General features: G+C 46.6%; 16 protein-coding genes. 5 read left to right on the top strand and 11 right to left on the bottom strand.

The features are described 5' to 3' along the window. Positions 1–16 precede the first annotated feature (16 nt). The 4 genes from FOT42_RS08515 to FOT42_RS08500 all read left to right on the top strand — a co-directional run bounded on the left by FOT42_RS08515 (position 17) and on the right by FOT42_RS08500 (position 8,108). A complete protein-coding gene (locus FOT42_RS08515; protein WP_151890147.1) occupies positions 17–3,004 on the top strand; it encodes a SusC/RagA family TonB-linked outer membrane protein in 2,988 nt (995 codons plus the stop codon). 10 nt (positions 3,005–3,014) lie between these two features. Further along, a complete protein-coding gene (locus FOT42_RS08510) occupies positions 3,015–4,628 on the top strand; it encodes a RagB/SusD family nutrient uptake outer membrane protein (protein WP_151890146.1) in 1,614 nt (537 codons plus the stop codon). A 36-nt stretch (positions 4,629–4,664) separates the two neighbouring features. Continuing rightward, positions 4,665–6,848, top strand: a complete 2,184-nt coding sequence (locus FOT42_RS08505) for a hypothetical protein (protein ID WP_151890145.1) — start codon at positions 4,665–4,667, stop codon at positions 6,846–6,848. A gap of 108 nt (positions 6,849–6,956) precedes the next feature. After that, the gene (locus FOT42_RS08500) at positions 6,957–8,108 is read left to right on the top strand and encodes a glycoside hydrolase family 16 protein (protein ID WP_151890144.1); all 1,152 of its coding nucleotides are present in this window, start codon (positions 6,957–6,959) and stop codon (positions 8,106–8,108) included. Between the two features lie 114 nt (positions 8,109–8,222). Here FOT42_RS08500 and FOT42_RS08495 read toward each other — a convergent pair whose 3' ends face one another. The 3 genes from FOT42_RS08495 to FOT42_RS08485 all read right to left on the bottom strand — a co-directional run bounded on the left by FOT42_RS08495 (position 8,223) and on the right by FOT42_RS08485 (position 11,462). Further along, the gene (locus FOT42_RS08495) at positions 8,223–8,405 is read right to left on the bottom strand and encodes a CPXCG motif-containing cysteine-rich protein (RefSeq protein ID WP_151890143.1); all 183 of its coding nucleotides are present in this window, start codon (positions 8,403–8,405) and stop codon (positions 8,223–8,225) included. Between the two features lie 121 nt (positions 8,406–8,526). After that, on the bottom strand, positions 8,527–9,411 hold the full coding sequence (locus tag FOT42_RS08490) for a leucine-rich repeat domain-containing protein (RefSeq protein WP_151890142.1): 885 nt from the start codon (positions 9,409–9,411) through the stop codon (positions 8,527–8,529). Between the two features lie 137 nt (positions 9,412–9,548). Continuing rightward, positions 9,549–11,462 carry an ABC-F family ATP-binding cassette domain-containing protein gene (locus tag FOT42_RS08485; protein ID WP_151890141.1) on the bottom strand — a complete coding sequence of 638 codons (1,914 nt, stop codon included), beginning with the start codon at positions 11,460–11,462 and terminating at the stop codon, positions 9,549–9,551. A gap of 66 nt (positions 11,463–11,528) precedes the next feature. Here FOT42_RS08485 and FOT42_RS08480 point away from each other — a divergent pair, with 66 nt between their 5' ends. Next, positions 11,529–11,939, top strand: coding sequence for a DUF983 domain-containing protein (locus FOT42_RS08480; RefSeq protein WP_151890140.1), 411 nt, complete (start codon positions 11,529–11,531; stop codon positions 11,937–11,939). Here the strand turns inward: FOT42_RS08480 and FOT42_RS08475 are convergent. From FOT42_RS08475 to FOT42_RS08440, 8 genes are all read right to left on the bottom strand, one after another. Then, complete coding sequence (locus FOT42_RS08475) at positions 11,927–12,982, bottom strand: NAD(P)/FAD-dependent oxidoreductase (protein WP_151890139.1); 1,056 nt, start codon at positions 12,980–12,982, stop codon at positions 11,927–11,929. The two genes, FOT42_RS08480 and FOT42_RS08475, sit on opposite strands and share 13 nt — an antisense overlap. A gap of 120 nt (positions 12,983–13,102) precedes the next feature. Continuing rightward, positions 13,103–14,005 carry a type IX secretion system ring subunit PorN/GldN gene (gene porN / locus FOT42_RS08470; protein ID WP_151890138.1) on the bottom strand — a complete coding sequence of 301 codons (903 nt, stop codon included), beginning with the start codon at positions 14,003–14,005 and terminating at the stop codon, positions 13,103–13,105. 19 nt (positions 14,006–14,024) lie between these two features. Then, a complete protein-coding gene (gene porM / locus FOT42_RS08465) occupies positions 14,025–15,596 on the bottom strand; it encodes a type IX secretion system motor protein PorM/GldM (protein WP_151890137.1) in 1,572 nt (523 codons plus the stop codon). Positions 15,597–15,661: 65 nt separating this feature from the next. Continuing rightward, positions 15,662–16,318: a type IX secretion system motor protein PorL/GldL gene (gene porL / locus FOT42_RS08460; protein WP_072875662.1), complete on the bottom strand. Its 657-nt coding sequence runs from the start codon at positions 16,316–16,318 to the stop codon at positions 15,662–15,664. Positions 16,319–16,416: 98 nt separating this feature from the next. Beyond that, positions 16,417–17,796 carry a T9SS ring complex lipoprotein PorK/GldK gene (gene porK / locus FOT42_RS08455; protein WP_151890136.1) on the bottom strand — a complete coding sequence of 460 codons (1,380 nt, stop codon included), beginning with the start codon at positions 17,794–17,796 and terminating at the stop codon, positions 16,417–16,419. A 123-nt stretch (positions 17,797–17,919) separates the two neighbouring features. After that, on the bottom strand, positions 17,920–19,077 hold the full coding sequence (locus tag FOT42_RS08450; RefSeq protein ID WP_151890135.1) for a formimidoylglutamase: 1,158 nt from the start codon (positions 19,075–19,077) through the stop codon (positions 17,920–17,922). Between the two features lies 1 nt (position 19,078). Then, on the bottom strand, positions 19,079–21,556 hold the full coding sequence (gene topA / locus FOT42_RS08445) for a type I DNA topoisomerase (RefSeq protein WP_151890134.1): 2,478 nt from the start codon (positions 21,554–21,556) through the stop codon (positions 19,079–19,081). Between the two features lie 119 nt (positions 21,557–21,675). Then, positions 21,676–22,929 carry an LVIVD repeat-containing protein gene (locus FOT42_RS08440; protein WP_151890133.1) on the bottom strand — a complete coding sequence of 418 codons (1,254 nt, stop codon included), beginning with the start codon at positions 22,927–22,929 and terminating at the stop codon, positions 21,676–21,678. Positions 22,930–22,952 lie beyond the last annotated feature (23 nt).

The following is a 22,952-nucleotide window of genomic DNA, read 5'->3' as shown; positions in this document are numbered from 1 at the left end:
AACTAAATTACTCAAAATGAGATATGGCATTGTAAAATTGCTGGTGCTCCTATGCACTACTTATGGATTTTCACAAACAAAGACCATTACAGGAACAGTATCTGACAACACAGGCCCCATGCCCGGGGTCAATGTCCTCATCAAAGGCACTACCAATGGTGTTGTGACCGATTTTGATGGGATGTTCAATATAGATGGTGTCTCCAACACTGATGTTCTTATATTCAGCTACATTGGTTTTGTGACGCAGGAAGTCCCAGTGGGTGCACAGGATGTCATCAACATCGTCCTGCAGGAGGATACCCAGGCATTGGACGAGGTAATCGTAGTAGGGTATGGTACCCAAAAGAAAAGTAACGTCATCGGTTCCGTGACCAGCGTTGAAGTAGAAGAAGCCACCAATGTTCCCACCACCAACGTTTCCGAAATGTTGAGAGGTAGGGCCGCGGGGGTCCAGGTCAATCTGGGTGATGCACGACCCGGTGGAGGCTCCAACATTGTGATTCGTGGAAATGTATCGGTGGCACCAAATGGCAACTCCCCCTTGATCATTGTGGACGGTCTGCCTTTTGACAACCTCAATGATGTGGCCCCGGATGATATTGCAAACATCGAAATCTTAAAAGATGCCTCTTCTACCGCCATTTATGGATCCAGGGCATCCAATGGTGTTATTTTGGTCACCACCAAAACAGGTCGTACAGGAAAGGCAACCATAGATTACCATGGCTATACCACCATTCAGACCCTGACCAAAAATTTTAACCAATACGATGGCCAACAGTTCATCGACCTCAGAAGGGAGGCCAACAGGAACAGGTTTACCGGCGCCTATCTCAATGACGAGAACATCTTCTCGCCCTTTGAACTGGAAGCCATAGAAAACCGCAATTTTGTAAACTGGGAAGACCTTGTGCTTCGCGACGCCGTGATCCAGAGCCACTCCCTTAGTTTTTCTTCAGGGACGGAGAAAACCAAGATTTTCTCCAGTGTCAACTATTTTACCCAAGAAGGTATCATCCCAAACTCCAGTTTTGACAGGGGCACCTTCAAACTGAACATTGAGCAGCAGCTTACGGACAAATTGGTCTTCAGGGGAATCCTCAACTACCAAAACGCAAACCAAGACAGGGAAACCGGTGGATTGAATTTCACCACCATCACCCCATTGGCAAAACCTTTCGATGAAGAAGGCGAGCTGGTAAAGTTCTACTTGGGCCCATCCAACACCGCCGTGAACCCCTTGTGGGACCAAAGGGAATCCACCGATGAAACCAAGATCAATCTTACAGATATCAACCTGAGTTTGGTCTATAACTTCACACCTAACCTCAGCTATACCCTGAAGACTTTCCTGCGGAACAGGAATACCAATAGGGGTATTTACAGAAGCTCATTGCATTCGGCAGGGGATGAGGGCATGGATGGGCTTGGCGTATTGTCCAACACCCTGTTCAAACAGGTATTGGTGGAAAACATATTGAGCTATGCACCGCAGATCCATGAAAACCATGCACTAGACCTTACCGCTGTGCAGGCCTTTGATGAGCAGCGCAACGAGTACACCCAAATCGATAAGTCCGGTTTCACCTATGATGCACTGGGCTACAATGGCAATGCCACTACCCTGCTCAACAACCCAAGGGATGTTTCCAGACGTAGGCTCCTTTCCTTTTTGGGAAGGGTACGTTATGGTTACTTAGATCGCTACCTATTGGAAGCCACTGCCCGGGCGGATGGCGCATCGGTTTTTGCGGAAAACAACAAATGGGGATTCTTCCCTGCAGTTTCCGTGGCCTGGAAGATGCAGAACGAGCCATTCCTTCAAAATGTTGAGGCCATCAACGAATTGAAACTAAGGGTCAGCTACGGTGCCACAGGAAATCAGGGCATCAACCCGTTGGAATCCTTGGGAGTGGCGGATAACCTCCCTTATGTTTTTTATAATACTTCCACACAATCCACGGAAACTGTTGCAGGTTCTACAGCATCATCACGACTCCCTAATCCAAACCTAAAATGGGAGACCACCACTACCCTAAACACCGGTGTGGATTTTAGACTGTTCAACAATTTCTTTGAAGGCAGTGTGGAATATTATAAAGCTAATACTACCGATTTATTGCTGGATAGAACCATTGCAGGAACGACCGGTTTCAATGTAATCCGCTTTAATGTGGGTGAGGTTCAAAACAGAGGTGTTGAAGCTACATTGACCTCAAACCTGATAAGAAAACAAAATTTTAGGTGGTCCTTGGGTCTTATCTTTTCCAGTAATAGAAATGAAGTAATTTCTCTTACAGGTGAAACTGATGAAAATGGAATTCCAATCGACATTACTGACACATCAGGAAGAAGGTTGTCCGTGGGCCAGTCCCTGAACCCTATTTGGGGGCCGAAATATGATGGAATCTATCAAGTGGGTGACGATATTGCCGGCTCTGGAAACCCATTGGCACAAGCTGGTGACGTAAGGGTCGTGGACCAGGACGGAAACGGACAGATCGATGACAGGGACAATGTGTTCATCAACGCCGATCCCGATTGGTATGGTTCAATAACCAATACCATATCTTACAAGAATTTTGACCTCTTTGCCGACATTTTCATTGTTCAAGGAGCCACTAAGTTAAACCCTGTACTTGCCAATGGAGAATTGTGGAAAGGGGCCATCAATGGGATTAGGACCAAATATTATACGCCCGAATATCCCTCCACGGAATACCCAAGGCCAAAACCGGACACACACCTGCACCTCTATTCGTTTGCGGTCAGGGATGCTTCCTATGTGCGTTTGAGGACCCTCACATTGGGGTACAACATCCCAAGGGAAACATTCTCCAAAATTGGACTGCAAAATGCCAAGGTCTATGTCACGGGCACCAACCTCTTCACATTCACGGATTTCAGGTCGTATAGCCCGGAACAAAACCCAGTGAATGGCGAAGAAACTGCATTTCCTGAAACACGGAACATAACCCTTGGCATCAAATTAGGATTCTAAAAAAATTGTTATGAGAAACATATATAACTACATACCATCAAAAGGAATATTCGCAATGCTTCTTGGCCTTGCCATGTTCACTTCCTGTGAAAAAGATTTTCTGAAAGATGAACTTTTTTCCGACGATTCAGTTGATTTCCTTTACTCCACCCCGGAAGGATTGGAAAACGCAGTCGTGGGGCTGTACACACTGAATAGGAACATCTACCAAGACCTTAGCCTAAACGGCACCTACCCCCTCATTCTCCAAGCAAAAAGTGATTTGGGCGTAGGAATCACAGGGGAGGTTTCCCTGTACAGCAGATTGCTATGGGGTGCCAGCCTTGGCGACTACGGAACCACCTCGGGAATCAATGCCCACTGGGTGCACAATTACCGCATTGTGGACAGGGCCAATGCCGTGATCCGTGGAGCAGAAAATTTGGAAAACATTGACGAGGACAGGAAAAACCAAATCCTGGCAGAGGCCAAGTGTATGAGGGCCAATGCATTTTTTACCCTCTACAGACTTTTCAACAACATCTTCATCACGACCGAGCCGACCACGCCCGAAAATGCATTTGATGTGCCACAGGACAAATCTTCCGAAGAAGAGATTTTTGCGCTGCTACGTTCCGACCTCGATTTTGCCATCGAGCATTTGGACTACAATCCAGCACAATTTGGAAGATGGGGACAAGGGGCCGCAAGGCACCTTAGGGCCAAAGTCGCCCTTTGGGAAGAAGATTGGGCCGAAGCTGCAGCACAAGCGGATGCCGTCATCAATAGTGGCAACCACAGCCTAGTGACCACGCAAGAGGTGTTTGCAGGCGAACTGAACCATTCCGAAACCTTGTTTGCCATCAACTTTGAAAGGGAAACCATAGGCGGGGGCAGTCAACACATCATGAGCTGGAACATGATATCCGCTTATGCCGATGCACCGGGACTCATTCAATCTGTTGAAAATGGCGGGGCCGGCGCTGGGTTCATCTCTTTGAACCAATACATGATCGATCTGCTCAATGAGGACCCTGATGACAACCGGAAGAACAACACCTATTACATCTTTGAATACGCTTACAATGATGAAACGGCACTGCCTCCCGGAAAACAGTTAGGTGATCCATTGGATCTTTATGAGAACAGCGAAACCGACCAAAACGAGTTCATGTTGTATTACAGGAGACAGAATCCAGGCGTGCTCAAGTTCTTTGATGAAACCGTGGAACCCACCGATAGGAACCATTTCAAGAACATCATGATCTACCGATTGGCCGAGACCTATCTGGTTGGGGCCGAGGCACACATGATGCTGAACAATACGCCCAAGGCACTGGAATATCTGAACGAGGTGAGGGAAAGGGCCAACACGGACCCGGTGAACACCATCGACCTACAGGCCATTTTGGATGAAGAGGCCCGCGAACTCGCCTTTGAAGGACAGCGTTGGTTCACCTTGAAAAGAACAGGAAAACTGTACGAATTCCTTCTGGACCATATGAACAACGACAACATGAACGAGTCGTACCCCGAAGGGAACCCCAAGGTGCTCTTGAGGGAATACATGCAGAACTGGCCCATTCCCCAACAACAAATGGACCTTCTGGGACCCAATTATCCACAAAATGATGGGTACAACTAACGGTCAGCTAATCCGAATTAACTAAAACATCGAGAAATGAACAAGTATAAAAATAACAGGAACAGACCAAGCCCAAGACTGCATTTCCTATCGCTATTCGTTGTATTGGGAACCTTGGCAGTCCTAATTTCTTGTGAAAACGAGGACGATTTGCCACCACCCTCTGCTTATGTGGCACCAGAACCTGAGCCAGAACCTGAACCGGGAGGGGATTGTACATTTTCGACCATCGTGCCCGAAATTGCGGATGGCATCGATTTTGAATGTGGCGGTCCCGAAGTCACCTTTTTTGGCGAGAAGGACGGTTCGTTCACTGTGGAATATGTCGAAAATCCCGATCCCTCTGGCATCAACACCTCTGAAAAAGTGGTGGAATATACCCAGACCGAAGGTGTGGAACCCTGGGCTGGGTTCTTCTTTGATCTGGCCAGCAAGGTCGATTTTTCGGAATTGCAGACCATCAAGATCAAGGTGTACTCCCCTGCGGCGGACCAAAACGTACTCTTGAAGTTCGAGGATAGCGCAGATGGTTCCATTTCCAAGGAAGTACAGTCCACCACCACTGTGGCCAACGAATGGGAGGAACTCTCCTTTGCCTTCTCCCCTAGCGATACCGACAAATTTGACCGATTGGTCCTATTCTTCAACTTCAATGGGGACAAAGGTGCTGCCACCACCCATTATTTTGATGACATTGTCATGAGTGAAGGAGGTTCCACCGAAGAACCAGGGGAAACAGGGGAACCGACAAGTCCGGCACCTGCACCCACCGTAGATCCTTTGGAGGTCATATCCCTTTTCAGTGATGCTTATACCAATGTTCCCGTGGATACATGGAGGACTGATTGGTCCGATGCCACCTTGGAGGACATCACCATAGAAGGCAATGCCGTCAAAAAATACAGTGCGCTGAGTTTTGTTGGTGCTGAAACGGTGGCCAACCAAATCGATGCAACGGACATGACCCATTTCCATACGGACATATGGACAGCCGATGCCACCGAGTTCAGGATCAAGTTGGTCGATTTTGGTGCAGATGCCGCGTTTGGTGGAGGTGACGATGTGGAACACGAGATCGTTATCGAAAATCCTGCGCAGGAAGAATGGGTAAGCTTGAGCATTCCCCTTTCAGATTTCGCTGGATTGACCACTAGGGCCAACATTGCCCAATTGATCTTTGTGGGAGCCCCTTCCAAGCAGAACACCGTATTTGTGGACAATGTGTATTTCTATGACGAAGCAGGTGTCTCCTCCGAGCCCATAACAGGAGCACCGGCACCCACTGTTCCAGAAGCCAGTGTCATATCCGTGTTCAGCGATTCCTACACCAATGTTGCCGGAACGGATTTCAACCCCAATTGGGGCCAAGCCACTGTCGTTTCCCAAGTGGATGTAGCCGGAAACAATACCCTGAAATATGAAAATTTGAATTACCAGGGAACACAGTTTGCCGCACCACTCAATGTTTCTGGAATGACCATGGTCCATGTGGACTATTGGACAGCGGATTCTTCAGCCCTCAACTTGTCCCTGATAAGCAGCGGGCCTGTGGAAACCCCTTACGCCTTTGACATTTCCAATGGTGAATGGGTCAGTGTGGACATTCCTCTGACGGAATTCTCGAGTGTTGTCGATTTGACAGATGTGATCCAACTCAAGTTTGATGGTAATGGCACCATCTTTTTGGACAATATCTATTTCTTCACACCTCCCCCAACTGAGCCTTCGGCTGCAGCCACTGTACCAACGGTTCCCGAGGCAGATGTGATCTCGTTGTTCAGCAATGCCTATACCAATGTACCCGTGGACACCTGGAGAACGGATTGGTCAGCGGCCACGCTAGAAGATGTTTTGGTTGACGGTGACGATGTAAAAAAATACAGCGGATTGAACTTTGTGGGAATCGAGACCGTGGCCAATCAAATCGATGCCACGGAAATGACCCATTTCCATACCGATGTCTGGACAGCCGACGCCACCCAAATCAGGATCAAACTGGTCGATTTTGGGGCCAACGGGGTCTTTGACGGTGGCGGTGATGACGTGGAACACGAGATTTCCATTGAAAATCCCGAGCAATACACTTGGATTTCACTGGATATCCCGCTTTCGGACTTTACAGGATTGACCACTAAAGCCAACATTGCACAATTGATCTATGCAGGCATGCCTGCAGGATCTATGACCTTGTTTGTGGACAATGTATATTTCCACAAATAATCAAAAAAAATAAAGACGCATCCATTCTACTGGATGGTTTGAGTTAGTTTAGTTAATGGACAGGCTCCCGTTTTAAAAGACGGGGGCCAACCTCCTAAGCAAATTGCCATGAAAAAAAAGAACAAAACACGTATTCTTCAAAAAGTAAAAATGAATTTATTCAACATATCCTTATTGACCCTGGTCTTCGCATTATCCTGCAGTTCCAGCGATTCTGAAACAGGTGGAGCCCCTACCGATCTGGTGGTGGACGTAATGCTTGTCGGCGCCAATGATGCCAATCCCAACGGAAATGGTTCGGGAAAGGTCCAGGTTACCGCAACAGCCAAGAATGCCACCAGGTATGCGTTCCGCTTTGAAAGTGCGGACCAACTGGAAAGCCAAACAGGCACCATGGAATATACCTTTACCAAAGATGGCATCCATTCCTACAATATTGTGGTCTGGGCCTACTCGGCATCGGGAGAGTTCATTAACCAGACAGTGGCCGTTGAAGTGTACAGGTCCGATGAGGAATTTGCAGCTTTGGTCTTTTCGGATGAGTTTGATGATGATGGAGCACCTGATGCGGAAAAATGGCACTATCAGATCATTCCACCAAACAATGGAAGTTGGCATAATAATGAGTTGCAACATTATACCGCAAGACCAGAAAACTCCTTTGTGAGCGATGGCACGCTCAAGATCAAGGCCCTGAAGGAAGAATACACCTATAATGGTTCCACCAAGTCCTATACTTCGGCCAGGTTGAACGCCAAACTTGCATTTACCTACGGTCGCGTTGAAGTACGGGCAAAACTTCCCAGCCAAGCTGGTACTTGGCCCGCCATCTGGACCTTGGGTGCAGACTCGAATGAAACAGGAAACTATTTTGGTGATCAATACGGAAGTGTTGGATGGCCTTTATGTGGTGAGATCGATATCATGGAACAGACAGGTTGGGACAAGAACATCATCATCTCCCATTTCCATTGGGGCGATCTGAACACCCAAGTGTACAATGATGAAGGAGGTGAAGTCCCCATTTCCGATGCATCATCTGAATTCCATGTATATTCTATGGAATGGAACAGCGGAAGTATCAAAACTTATGTGGATGACAATTTGGTCTATGAATTTACCAATGCTCCCAACAAGCCTTTCAACAAAGAACACTACCTGATCCTCAACATTGCCATGGGTGGCAACCTGGGTGGGGACGTGCCCGATTCTTTTTCAGAAGATACTCTTGAAATTGATTATGTAAGGATTTACCAGTAAACTTTATCGTGCAAAAATAGAGTTGTTGCTGGCATTGCTTCAATCAACTTCATAATTGTGGCAATAGGGTGTCACTGACGGAAAGGCCGAAACCGAAACAGGTTTCGGCTTTTTCTATTGTCCAAGTTCGCGTGCCTCAAAGGCCATGAGTTCTTGATTTTCAAAAGTCAAGGATACCTCGATGGGATTACAGCACACCTCACAATCTTCCACATACGTCTGTTTGGAAACGGAACTATCCACAAGAAAGGAAATTTCCTCCCAGCAATACGGACATTGGAAAAAATGCTCATCCATAGTAATTGGTCATATTTGTCCGCAACAAATATACGCCCATTACGTGCCAAAATCCAGTGCACAAAAAAGGGGATACTTTGTATCCCCAAACCAAACAAACTAAAGTAATAAAACTAACTACTCAATTTTCGTTATCGTCTTCAAACTTGGTGTCCGCCATTCGTGTACGGTCTATTTGGATCTGGTTGAATTTAGGATTCAACAGCTTGTTGTCAGAGTCGAAGACCAGAAATTGATCTGTATTCATATGTTCAAGGCCCGTGTAGGCATTGAACCTGTTGTTCTGTAGTTGTAAGATCTGTAGGCTGGCGAGCTGTCCAAACTCCACCGGAATTTCACCATCCAAGTGGTTATTGGCCAGTACAAGCTCCTTCAAATTGCCCAATTTGCCAATCTCTGCCGGAATGCCCCCGTTCAGCTTGTTCTCAAAAAAGCCCAGTACTTCCAACTTCGTAAGGTTTCCAATTGATTTTGGGATACTTCCTTCAAGATTGTTACTGGACAGGTTGAGTTCCTTTAGATTTGTGAGCGTACCAAAGCTATTGGGAATGGTTCCTGTCAAGAAATTATTGAACATGGAAAATACCTCCAATTGTTGCATGTTCCCGACACCTTCGGGAAGGGTGCCTTTTATCCTGTTCATCTCCAACCGGAATACCTTGAGTTTTTCCAGCTTTACGATATCCTTTGGCAAAACGCCTGTAATATTGTTGAAAGCCAAGTTCAAATGCGTCAAGTGTTTCAGTTTGCCCATTCCTTCGGGCAATACTCCGTTCAAATTGTTCATGAAGAGGTTTATTCCCACAACATGGCCTTCCTTGACCTCAACACCTTTCCAGGTGTCCACCGGGGCATTTAGGTCCCAAGAGACCTTCCATTTACTCCCGTTCGTGCCATTATATAAGGCAACGAGAGCATCTTTTTCATTTTGGGGAACTTGACCCTTTGCAAATGACATTCCTACAAAGGACGTCATGAACACGAAGAAAATGGCCAATCGAATCATGAATTACTTATTTAGTACACAGAATTTACCTACAAAGTAAGGAAAAGATGAAAAACCCTACAAATATAATCGGTAAATGGGTCTTCGATTGTTGCGAATCTGCTTAAATGAGTGGTGTAAACGCAGATGTCCGTAAATCAATCCAATGATTCGAGGTCGTGGGAAATACTTTCCCACTCTCCCATGAGTTCTTCCAGTTGTTTTTTCTTACCCTGATAGCCATCAAAAAAGTTGGGTTTGGCTATGGTAGTATCATAATCCATCAAAAGTTCGTGGTCGATATCAGCAATCTCCTGTTCCAGTTGGGAAATCTTCTTTTCCACTCCGCTCAATCTGTTCTTCAAGGATTTTTCCTTCTTTTGGGTATGGTAATCCATTTCCTTGGTTTCGATAGGAGCTTTTTTCTCTACCCTTACCTCTTTCTTTTCGATTTTCCTAAAGTCGTCCACCTTACGCTGCTCCAAGTAAAAATCGATATCCCCGAGATACTCTTTGATGCCCCCATCCTTGAACTCATACACCCTGTCCGTGAGTCCTTGGAGAAAATCCCGGTCGTGGGAAACGAGTACCAAGGTCCCCTCAAAGTTCTGTAGGGCCTGTTTCAGGACATTTTTGGATTTGATGTCCAAGTGGTTGGTAGGTTCGTCCATCACCAACACATTAAAGGGCTGAAGGAGCATTTTGGCCAGGGCCAATCGGTTTCGCTCCCCTCCGGAGAGTACTTTCACATATTTGTCCACATCATCGCCCCTAAACAAAAATGAGCCCAATATATCCCGGACCTTGCTGCGGTTGCTTTCATTGGCGGCATCGGTCATGGTGTCCAAAATGGTCTTGCTGCCATCCAGATACTCGGCCTGGTTCTGGGCAAAATAGCCCAATTGCACATTGTGGCCCATCTTGATGCTCCCTTCATGCTCCAGTTCGCCCACCATGATCTTTGCCAAGGTGGTCTTGCCCTGTCCGTTCTGCCCAACAAATGCGGTCTTGCTGCCGCGCTCCACCAATAGGTCTATGTTTTGCAGCACCTGCTTTTTTCCATAGCTCTTGGAAAGGCTTTCCAGCTCGGCCACTACTTTACCGGGGGTCACGGATACTGGGAACCTCAGGTTCATCACTCCGTTGTCCTCTTCGTCCACCTCTATCCGTTCTATCTTGTCCAGTTTCTTGATCAGTGATTGGGCCATGGACGCCTTGCTGGCCTTGGCCCGGAACTTCTCTATCAGCCTTTCGGTCTGTTGTATCTGTTTTTCTTGGTTTTTTTGGGCGCTGAGCTGCTGCTCCTTGATCTCTTTTCTGAGCTCGAGGAACTTGGTGTAGGGTTTGTTGTAGTCATAGATCCTTCCCAAAGAAATCTCTATGGTACGGTTGGTGACATTATCGAGGAACATCTTATCGTGGGAAACAATCACCACTGCCCCGGAATAATTGTTCAGGAACTGTTCCAACCAAATTATGGATTCGATGTCCAAGTGGTTGGTGGGCTCATCCAGCAGCAACACATCGTTGTTTTGCAACAGGAGCTTCGCCAGTTCGATACGCATACGCCACCCACCCGAAAAAGTATCGGTCAACTTGTTGAAATCCTCCCTTTTGAAACCGAGTCCGAGCAAAACTTTCTCGGTATCGCCCTGGTAATTATAACCACCAAGAATTTCATAATGGTGGGTCACATCGTTCAGGTCCACCATCAGTTGGTGATAGCCCTCACTTTCATAATCCGTTCGCTCTGCCAGACCAGTATTGATAAGGTCCAATTTCTGTTCCAGTGCCTTTATCTCCGAAAATGCCTGATAGGATTCTTCCAAAACGGTCCTTCCAAGATCAAAGTCGATGTCCTGTTTCAAAAACCCGACTTTTATTTCCTTTTCCGTGGCCATGGTGCCCCCATCCAAGGGCATTTCCTTGGCGAGCAATTTGAGCAATGTGGATTTTCCCGCACCGTTCTTTCCAATGAGGCCTACCCTGTCACCGCCATTCAGGCGAAATGAGATTTCTTCAAAAAGATATTCGCCTCCAAAGGCTACGGAAAGATTATGGACATTTATCATTTTATGTGATTTGTATTACACAGCAAAAGCAGCATTATCCGTATTTTTGCCTAAAAATCGGTGCAAATGTTAAAAAAAGGAACCAAACTGTACAGCATTTTAACAGGAAGTTGTCCTAAGTGCCATGAGGAAAGCATGTATGTGAACCCCAATCCGTATGCGCTGTCCCAAATTTTCAAGATGCATGAGCGTTGTTCCCATTGTGGCACCAAGTATAAGATTGAGCCTTCTTTCTTTTACGGTTCCATGTATGTGAGCTATGGTGTGGGTATAGCTTTTGCCGTGGCGGCATTTGTCATTGCTTTCCTGTTTATCGGTGCCAACTTGGTCAACACCTTTATTGCGATCGTGGGCACTTTGATTGTTTTTATGCCCGTAATCATCCGTTTGTCCCGAAATATCTGGATCAATTTCTTCATCAAATATGATGCTTCGGCAAGCGAACATCATCATGCAGTGGAGGGTCAGGTGGAATAATATTTCTTGGTAAACCTTTGGATATCCATCTCTGGATCCAATGGAATCCCCTTTTCTATGGCATTGAACAATTGGCTTGATGCGTAAGGGGCTATGAGCACTCCCCTGGAACCGAAACCGTTCAGCACATACAGATTTTTGTGGGCTGGATGTTGGCCTACCAATGGCCTCCTGTCGACCACCGTGGGCCGGATTCCGGCTACATGGTCCACTATTTCAAAATCGCATTTCAGAAATGTCCCCAGCTTGTCCAGCAACTCATTTTTGGATTCTTCCGTGGGCTCATTGGTCTTGTCCTTCCATTTGTAGGTGGCCCCGAGCATGTAATGGTCGTTTCCCAACGGAATGGTGAAAACGGATGATTTGATGACACTGCTCTCCTTATAATCGGGAGCTTTGATGATCAACAGTTCCCCTTTTGTGCCATTCAGCGGCAAATACCCAAAAAAAGGGTCGTTCTTAAGGCCATAGCCACATGCGAAAACAATGTGCTTGGCGGTCATTGATTTATACTGGACATGGTCTTCCCGATGCTCGAAATTGGAAAAGTCAAAGGATTCTGCTTCCAGTATTCCCTTGCTTTCCAAATATGTTTTATAGGATTCCACCAAGGTGGCGGTGTCCACCCTTCCGGTGTGTTTGACCTCTCCCAACCCGAAGGGTGCATCCAAATTTGGGTTATTGTTCTGAAGGATCTCGGTGGATAGAAAATGGTCCAATCCTGGTCGGTCCAAGGCCTCAAACCACAGATTCTGCTCCTCAATGGATGCGAACCTGCGCAGTACGGGGAGCTTATGGTCCAGTGTGACGTTTAGCTTCTTCTCCAGATCTTTATAGAAGGGCATGGCCTGTTCCATAAGGAACTTGGCCCTCCAGGCCATGGTAAAGCGCTTTAAGATGACTGGATTGTAGAGTCCCCCGGCCACTTGGGATGCCCTTTGGGACCCATCCGCTATGACCTTGAAGGTCTTTTCCTGTTTTTCAAGGGTCTCGCAGAAGGAGATTCCTGCCAACCCAACACCGACAACTATATAGTCCAACATGGGGCAAAATTAACCATATGGGCCGTATTGTGACCAAACTTCCATCCACAATGGCACAAAAAAAACGCCGCAATGGTCATTGCGGCGTAATTTGATATTGAATTGGAAAATTTTTCAGGCCTAGTAAGCCCACATATCCTGCTCCCTGTCCCTGATGGTCTCTTTGATCCTCTGGGCTTCCAAAAGCTGGAACAATGCATTGTCGAAGATATACTCGTCTATCTTACGGTCTTCATGGACGTTCTCCTCTTTATAGATCACACCATTGAAACGTCTTGCGTTCAAAAGCATATCGAAGGAGATGGGCCTTGCCGAGTTGCGTTGGTTGTACACCTTCGCTTCGTGCAGGATCTGCCTTGCAGCAGGATACCACACCCAGAACAGCTCCACTTTGTTCTCCCCTGGGTCCATGGATTCGTCATCTATAAAGTTAACGTCGGGTGCAACGGGTGCAATCCCCAATAAACGGTACTTCAGTTCTCCCTGGCGTTTGTCGAAATACCAGATTCCTTTGATACGGTATTCTTCAATGTCGGCGGCGGTCAAGTCCCTTTGGTTGATGAACTCAGGGGAAATACGCTCTCCGGCATTCATTTGCTCGTATCCGAGGTCAGTGGTATCCACTTTGCTCAAGGTCGCAGACAGGTCTTCCAACTTCCTCTTTTCGGTAAAATAGGAATCCGTATAGACTTCTGTCAGCTTGCCGTTCCTGATGTTCTTCATCAAAACGTCGTACAGCGACCTTCTATCTGCCCCAATACCTATGGTATCGGTTGGGTAGTACAATGGAAAGTTGACACGTTCGTCCAGGTCAACGATTTCCCAAACGGTCTTGGACCAGAGGATATCCCTGTCATCCACATATCCGTATTTCAATGGGGCATCGGCGTCCTGCTCAATTTGAGCCTGGGTCTTTTTACCAATATCACTGGGCAGTTTGGCATTCAAGATGTTTGCCTGTGCCATCATTGATACGGGCAATACGCCCAACAATCCGATTAGTAATGCATTTTTCCAATTCATGATAACTTGTATACTTTTTTTAGTTTGTAAGCTCCACCACTACAGGAGATACTTTCTTCAACTTGTAGCTCTTGTTGTTGGTAATATAAGCTTGGATATCAAATATCTGGATGCTTTCTCCCCTACCTGCCCTGCTTAGAACAGATTTGGCCCTATCATCCAATTTGTTTCCATTGACAACCACAGTTGGCTGACCTGGCACTTTGAAACTGAACTGGCTAACAGCAAGGTTCAGGTCAAAGTCAAAGTCTTCCAACATGGCACTTACCGTAGAAATTTCCAAATTCTTCCTTGGCATTTTCACGCTTCCAGCCTCTCCACGAACGGTGCCGCTAGGTCTTGGAATGTCCTTGATACGGAACTCAGAGGAGGTTCGGATTCCTTTACCATCAGGCAAGGTACCGGAAGCTGTAATGGTCACTTCCCTTCCAGTTCCAGGGTTCATGATGTAGTTGCTACCGCTTCTTCTGGTAAGTCCAGGAGCTGAAGCTGTTACCTTATTGTCAGGAATACCGGGGATGGAGATGGTCATTGGGTTGGCCACACCACGGTATACCACGTTCATCTTATCTGCAGAGATCACAGCAGCATTGGGCATGGAGATGGTCGCGAAAGTGTTGTCCACTTCCACTGGCACTTCTTTTCCATCCTGCATGAAGTACATGGTCCCTTTAATGGTATGGTCACCTGGGGTTCCTGCACTGATCAACATTTTGATTCCTCCTGCCTCAAGCTCGTAGTCCTTGCCTTCGGTCATTGGTCTTCCGTCCAAGGTCAATTCGGCTTTCACCGGAGTGGATGTCTTGTCCGTTTTGCTCACGATGATCTTACCATCGTACTTTTCACCTGCATAGTAAGCAGTCTTTGGAGCGGACAATGAACTTGCAAAGTTGGTCAAGGAAACAGCGGCGGTCAAGTTACCTTCCAAAAGGTTTTTCAACACCTCTTGTTCGGTGGTCTTGATATCTGCCTGCAATTGGGTCAACTTGGTCAAAGAGGCCACTAATGGGAACCCTTCGAAATGGTAGTTGATCCAGTCTTGGCGGGTACCGTCCCTTTTTTCTACTTTACCATCAGCGTCACCTGTTGCAAAACGAACTTTTACAGCTTCTTTCACAGAGGTGAACTTGCCTTCTGGCAAAGCGTTGATCACTCCTTCACGATAATCGTTGATCTGTTTCATGAACTCTTTCCCTTCTGGGCCCAAATTGTCCCCTTGGAAAAATTTCTGATCTAGATAATCGGACTTGTCCATGACCACATAATCCTTTGGGTTTTCCAAATCGGCGGTCATTCCTTTTTTCAATTCTTCCAGATAGGTGTAGTACGAATCTGAAAGCTGCTTTACTTGTTGTGCATTCTGGTACAGCGCTCCATATTCCGCTTCGTTTTCGGAAGCCTTTGTTTCCAGGCTGCCCAAGAATGCCAAGTTGTTTTCTGTTGTTTTTGCATTGGAAGTCTCCAGCTTTTCGTTCATTAGACCGAAAGCCGCAAGTACTTCCTTGCTCATGTTAAGGGCCAACATCGCGATGAAGATCAAGTACATTAGGTTGATCATCTTCTGACGTGGTGTTTGTTTTCCTCCTGCCATGTTTTTCTAATTAGATTTTAAAAATTAATTTGATCTGGGTTTGGTTTCGACTAATTTGTATCTAATTAGTTTCTGCTTCCCATGGCGGATAGCATACCTCCGTAAACTCCGTTCAAGGAAGAAAGGTTGGTTGCCAAAGATTCCATTTGGTCTTTCAATGCACCTGCATTCTGAACCACTTCCTCATTGATGGAGGCTTGACGGCTGGCGCTTTCCAATTGTACTTTGTACAAGCTGTTCAAAGATTCCATTTGGGCGGCGGCATGAGACAATTCCTCAGAATATTTTTTGGTGTGCTGGATGGCATCTGTTGTAGGAGCTATATTTTTAGCGGCACCTTCAAAACTCTTGATGCTTTCACCCAAGCTAGAGAATAGGTTGGCATCGATATTGGCTTCTTTCAAAAGCTCGTCCAATTTTCTGGAAAGGATTCCTTCAGCCTCTTTGGCATCCTTGGCATCCTGTTTTTTGGAAACGCTCTGTTGGCCACCTGCCAATTCTGGGTATACCAAAGACCAATCGTATTCGTCGTCCACTGGTTCAAATGCACTGATGGCGAAGATCAATGCTTCGGTAATAAGTCCAACTGCAAGAAGAAGTCCACCGGTAAGTGGTCCGAACTCCCAGTGAAGGATCTTGAACAATGCACCGATAATTACAACCGATGCTCCAAGCCCGTAGGCCATGTTAAACAATTTTTTTGTTGATTTTGACTGTGCCATAATTCTAGTTTTAATTAAGTTATATAAATAATAAGTATTTGGTTACTAACTAAGCTTATTTATATAATGTTCTCTGCTTTCTTTTTTTATTCTTCTAATTAATCCGGCAATCCTTGGCCCCTAGTGGAGTCCTCTTCGCCCATATAATCCTGGACCGTCCTGAACCCGATATAGCTCCTTGCGGAATCTTGGTACTCATAGTCCCTGGTACTTACCTGAAGGAAGTAGGCGACATCTTTCCAAGATCCTCCGCGGATCACTTTTCTTTGATTTTGCCCTGAACCGATATTGGGGTTCATGGTGGACACATATTCGTAGGCGTTCTGATCAAAGCTGGAGTTGGTCCACTCGGATACATTTCCTGCCATATTATAAAGGTTGTACTCGTTTGGCTCGAAGGATTTGGCCTCCACGGTATATAGAGCCGCATCTGCTGCATAATCCCCTCGTTGTGGCTTGAAGTTGGCCATAAAGCAACCTGTATCACTGATCACATATGGCCCACCCCAAGGATAGGTTCCTCCTTCGATTCCGCCCCTTGCGGCATATTCCCACTCAGCTTCGGTCGGCAGTCGGAATTGGTTCACGAACTGCTTGCCACGGGACTTTTGGTCATCGTTCTTGAACTTGGTCCTCCAGTTGCAGAAGGCCTTGGCCTGCATCCAGTTCACACCCACAACAGGGTAGTCGCTATAGGCATCGTGCCAGAAATAGTCGTTGTGCATGGGTTCGTTGTAGGAGTATTCAAAATCCCTGATCCAAACCGTGGTGTCTGGGTATATTTCAAATTCTTCATGTCTGATGAAGTCCTTTCTGCTCCCTGTCTTTGCCCTGGCAGCAGCCTCAATGTCCATCCAACTATACTTATATTTCAATTTGGTCACATCGATGGTCCTCAATCCATTATAACTTTCCTCTTCTGGAATATAAAGGGAGTCCATTACTTCTGCATAATACTCATCTGGATATTCGGAAGTGTCCCATACCAAGTCCACATCCTTGTTCAGTGCCCTTCCTTCATAACCAGTGTCACCAAGCCCGGCATAATTGTCGAGCATGTACTTGTCATAAACGGAAAGTTCGGTGGTATCGGTATCCTTAAAGGCGTACTCTCCAATACCTTCATCTTCTGGTCCGATTCCAAGTTCATCGGCCAAAATGGCCAATCTGGTCCTGACTATGGAATCCTTTACCCACTCCACAAACTGTCGGTACTCACTATTGGTGATTTCCGTATCATCCATATAAAAGGACCGTACGGTGACCGTTCTTGTGGGGGCGTTCAACACTTTTGCCTGGTCCTCTTCGGCCTTCCCCATAACAAAGGCGCCGCGCGGGATCAGTTCCATGCCATAGGGCTTCTCTGGATGCCATTTTTTTCCACTGACCCCAACTAGTTCACCTTTCGAGCTCGATTTGGACCCACAACTGGTGAGCAAAAAAACAAGCGCCATGGATGAAAAGAATAGCTTTCTCATACTTTAGGTTAAATTACTTTCGATTCAAGATTATAAACTGTGATACACAAATTCATTACTCTCAAAACTAATTTTTGAATAAATTATTGTGCAAGAACAATTAATGCGTAAAATTTAATTTGTTTAGTGAAAGCCCTTTCTATAGGCTTTGAACCACCTTTCGGGAATGTTCTGGTTGCAAGCATCCAAATAGTCCCCTTCGGTGCATGGTAATAACGCCACCGAATTTGTTTTAGTATGCTCGCCCAAAATTGATGGCACCTCCACCCACCAGCGTTCGGTCACGTGGCTTTTGTAGAAGATAAGCTCTTCCGTGTCGGTGGGTACGGTGAATTTGGTGAAGTCTTCGCTCTTTGAGCTGGGCTGTTCCTTTATCCTAAAGGACAACCCTTCTATAAAATACCAGATGATCTGGGCAATCATCTGAAAGGCTTGGTTGGAGTTCTCCCCTTCGTAGATCCCGAACAGGGAGACCCTATCGCTTATCCCGGCATACCTGGCTATGGCACATATTTCCCTACCGGTGAACCCGTTGGGGGAAAAGTTACGGGTCATTCCCATTTCGCTGGCGCGTATGGCCCTGAGGTCCAAGCTTACGATATCGCTACTGCGCAGTATGGGTTCTGCCAGTTCTATATCCGCGGCAATCTCGCCCAACCTATAGGCATCAAAGAAAAGACGTTCCATCAGGTCGATCTCTTCCTGCGCATTGAAATAGCTCTGGTACCCTATATTGGAGAAATTAAAAAGGTTGTTGGGCTTGTCCGTAATGATCTTGCTCATGTAGGAGTGCGAGGAAATGAGTTCCTCATCCTCACCAAAATCAAAACGGCTGTCTATGGCCACAAGGTTCACCATATCCTTGATCTTGTCAAAGGCACGATAGGTTGGGTAGGTGATATCCTGGGTACATCCTATTATAATAGGTATGATGTTTTCCTCCAACAGGCCCGCCACAATTTCCTTTACAACAAAATAGGTGTCTTCGACGGTGTCGCCCTCTTCCACGTCCCCGATATCTATGATGGTGGAGTTCCAGTTGCCCATCATGAGGCGATAGAGTTGGATGCGCACTTCGTCCACATCCAATTTTTCGGGTTTTTTTTCAAATGCGTTCCTGGATTCCAATACGCCAAAGATGGCCACATCGGCATGGGCGAACACGGGAAGTCCGTCCTTTTCCGTATGCATGTGGATGTTCTTGCCGATGGCCTGTTGGGGCAGCAACTCCATGTGTGCCAACACCCTGTCCTTTACGGGAACCAAAAAATCGAACGCCATATTATTTCTTTGCCTTGGCTTTTTTCTTAGGTGATTTCTTTTCCAAAAGGGCCTTTGCCTCTTCCAAAGTGATCTTTGTGGCATCCACGTCCTTGGAAAGCTCTACTTTGAGCTTGCCTTTCAAGATGTTGTGCCTTCCCCATCTCGCCTTTTCTATCCTGATCTTTTCCTCGGGCCACTCCTGGACCACTTTTTCAGCCTCCTTTTTCTTCTTGTCCTCGATGAGTTCCTCCACATCGGATTGGGAAAGATGGTCAAAATCGTATTTCTTGTTCACATTGATAAACATGCCGTCCCATTTGATAAAGGGGCCGAACCTGCCCTTTCCCTTGGTGACTTCCTTGCCTTCATACGTAGCGATGGGCGCATCCGCTTTTTCCTTCTCCTTGATGAGCTCTATGGCACGGTCCAGATCCACATCGAAGGCGCTTTCGCCCGCATCCAAGGAAATGAACTTTTTCCCGAACCTGACATATGGACCGTACCGGCCCACGTTCGCCTCGACCTCCTCTCCTTTGTATTCCCCCAATTGCCTGGGCAACTGGAAGAGTTCCATCGCCTCCTCAAAAGTGATGGTCCCAATGGACTGATCGGGAAGCAAGCTGGCAAACAGCGGCTTTTCCTCCTCTTCCACAGTGCCTATCTGCACCATGGGTCCAAAACGGCCCAATCTGGCAGCAACCTGTCTGCCCGACTTGGGGTCTACGCCCAAGATGCGTTCCCCACTCGCCCTTTCGGCATTTTCCTCGACCTCCAATACATTGGGATGGAAGTCCTTATAGAAATTTTTCATCATTTGCTGCCAGTCCTCTTCGCCAGTAGCAATCTCATCAAAATCCTCCTCCACTTGTGCCGTGAAATTGTAATCCAATATCTTGGTGAAATTGCTCACCAAAAAGTCGTTCACGATCATACCTATATCAGTGGGGACCAGTTTTCCCTTGTCCGAACCCACCATCTCGGTAAGTTGTTCCTCTGCGACTTTTCCTTTTTCCAAAACCAATTGGAAGTATTTCCGCTCCGTGCCCTCAACACTTCCTTTTTCCACATAGCCCCTATTCTGGATGGTAGAGATTGTAGGCGCATAGGTAGATGGTCTACCAATGCCCAGTTCTTCCAGCTTTTTCACCAAGGAGGCCTCCGTATAGCGATAGGGAGGTCTGGTAAAGCGTTCTGTAGCGGAGATAAAAACATTCTGTAGTGCCTCGCCCACGTTCATGGCCGGCAACATTCCTTCCTGCTCTTCCACCCCCTCTTCATCATCGGTACCTTCCAGATATACTTTAAGGAACCCATCGAACTTGACCACTTCACCATTGGCGGTAAATTCCTCTTGGTGGGTGCTGGCCTTGATCTTCACATTGGTGCGTTCCAACTGTGCATCGCTCATTTGGGAGGCCAGGGTCCGTTTCCAGATCAGTTCGTAGAGTTTGGATTGGTCCCTTTCGAGGGAAGGGGACTGCAATTTCATATCGGTTGGGCGAATGGCCTCGTGGGCTTCTTGTGCCCCTTTGGTCTTGCCCGTAAAGTTTCTTGTTTGGCTATACTTCTCCCCATAGTTTTGGACAATGGCTTCCTTGGCGGCGCTCAATGCCTCATTGGAAAGGTTCACGCTGTCCGTTCTCATGTAGGTGATCAGACCTGCTTCGTAGAGCCGTTGCGCCACCTGCATGGTGCGACTAACAGAAAAATAAAGTTTTCGTGAGGCTTCCTGTTGTAAGGTCGAAGTGGTGAACGGTGCTGCCGGAGACTTTTTTGCCGGTTTTTTGTCCAGATCGGCCACTGAAAAATCCGAACCAATATTCTGCTTGAGGAAGTTTTCGGCCTCTGCCTTGGTAGGGAAAGCTTTGTTCATCCTTGCCGAAAAGACATTGCCACTATCGGTCTTGAATTCAGCCTTTATCCTGAACGATGCCTCGGGGGCAAAGCCCTCGATTTCCCGCTCCCTTTCCACGATGAGCCTCACCGCAACGGACTGTACCCTACCTGCGGAAAGTCCCGGTTTTATCTTTTTCCAGAGTACGGGCGAAAGCTCATAGCCCACCAATCGGTCGAGGACCCTTCGGGCTTGTTGTGCATTCACCAGGTTGTAGTTGATGTCCCTTGGGTTCTCTATGGCCTTTTGGATAGCCGATTTGGTGATGGAGTTGAACACGATCCGTTTGGTCTTGCTCTTGTCCAGTTTCAGTTCTTCCGCCAAGTGCCACGAAATGGCCTCTCCCTCGCGGTCCTCATCACTGGCGAGCCAAATGGTATCGGCCTTTTGGGCTAGGTCCTTAAGTTTTTTCACCAAGGCTTTTTTATCCTTGTCAACAGTATATTTTGGCTTGAAATCGTTTTCCACATCCACCCCAAGTTCTTTTGAGGGGAGGTCCACTATGTGGCCGAAACTTGATTCGACTTGGTATTCTTTTCCTAAAAATTTCTCTATGGTCTTTGCCTTAGCGGGGGACTCTACAATAACTAAATTCTTTGGCATGCACTGGTTTTTGTCCTAACAAAAGTATATCAATTTTTCGATTTTGGGTTTTTATGGAACCTATATCAAAAAAATATCCCGCTGAAAACGGGATATTTGACATGGTATTTATACTTTTTTTAGTTGAGCCCTATCTGGCTGATGAGCTTGATTCCACTATCCAGATACTCATATTGATATAGGATTCCGTCCCCTACCATGATCAGATGGTTTTCCAAAGGAATGACATCGAAAGTGATGATGTCCTCAAAATGGTTCAGTTCTTTGAGGTCATTGATATCGGTCTTGTCATAGACCTTCAGACCTGAAGATCCATCACAAACGAAAAGTTTTTCTTCCCTGATGCCCAAACCATAGGGTTCGTCCATGGGGTACTGCACCGCCAGTTCTGGGTTCGCAATGTCCGAAATGTCCACAATGAACAATCCGCTCTCGGTGGCACCGCACATGTTTCCGCCACGCAAGGTCACATAGGCATAATCGCCATCCACCACCACCGGGTCGCAGGCGGTGCCATGCTCAAACTCGGAAACCTTGGAAGGTGCTGCAGGATCGGTGATGTCATATATATACATTCCCCGCATACTGCCCAAGAAAAGGTAATTGCCATTGTAAAAAATGGTCTCTATATCAAAACCTGCATACACATCTTCCAATGCCTGTGGGTTATCCATGTCGGATATATTGAACACGTTGATGTTATGGCTGTCCACGGCGTAGAGGTAATCCTCCACGATCTTGAACCTCGCGAGCGACCCTCCTTGGCCCGTTGTTCCTCCACTGGCGGATTCCATGGCGACCATGTCATTCGTAAAAAAGCCCCAACCACTTTTTTCCACTTCGGAGATCAGCCTTCTTTCCGTAGTGGTCGTCCACCCGACAATGATATCATTTTGGTAATCATATTCCACATCCTCAATGATGTTGGCCTCAAAAGGAAACATCATGCCACCTTGCAATACGTTTTCCAAGCGATTCACCAACGCAATGTTTTCGATGTCGGAAATATCGATGACCACTAGATCCGCCAAACTATCCGCAAAAAGATAATCGTCCTTCACCGAAATGTCCACATTGCCGGGAATATTGATGAATCCAATTTTTACGGGTTGCTGCGGATTTCGGTTGTCAATCACATGGATGCCCTGGTATTTGTCATTCACAAAAATGTAATCTTTATAGGTATAGACCTTTCCCGATTCTTCAATGGGTCTAGGTGCAATGATGTCAACACTGTTGGCAAATTCGGCCTTGCTCATCACCAAGGGACGGGCCACGATGTAGTCAGCATATTTATCACTGGAATCGTCATCGGTACAGGACACCAAAAAAAGTAGGGCCATAAATGGCAACAAAAGGATTTTCTTTTTCATAATAGTCGGTATTTTAACCTTAT

This window comes from Flagellimonas hadalis (assembly GCF_007785775.2).
Lineage (GTDB): Bacteria > Bacteroidota > Bacteroidia > Flavobacteriales > Flavobacteriaceae > Flagellimonas > Flagellimonas hadalis.
Note: the sequence above shows the minus strand (reverse complement) of the source record. Positions and strands in the feature narration are given on the sequence as shown.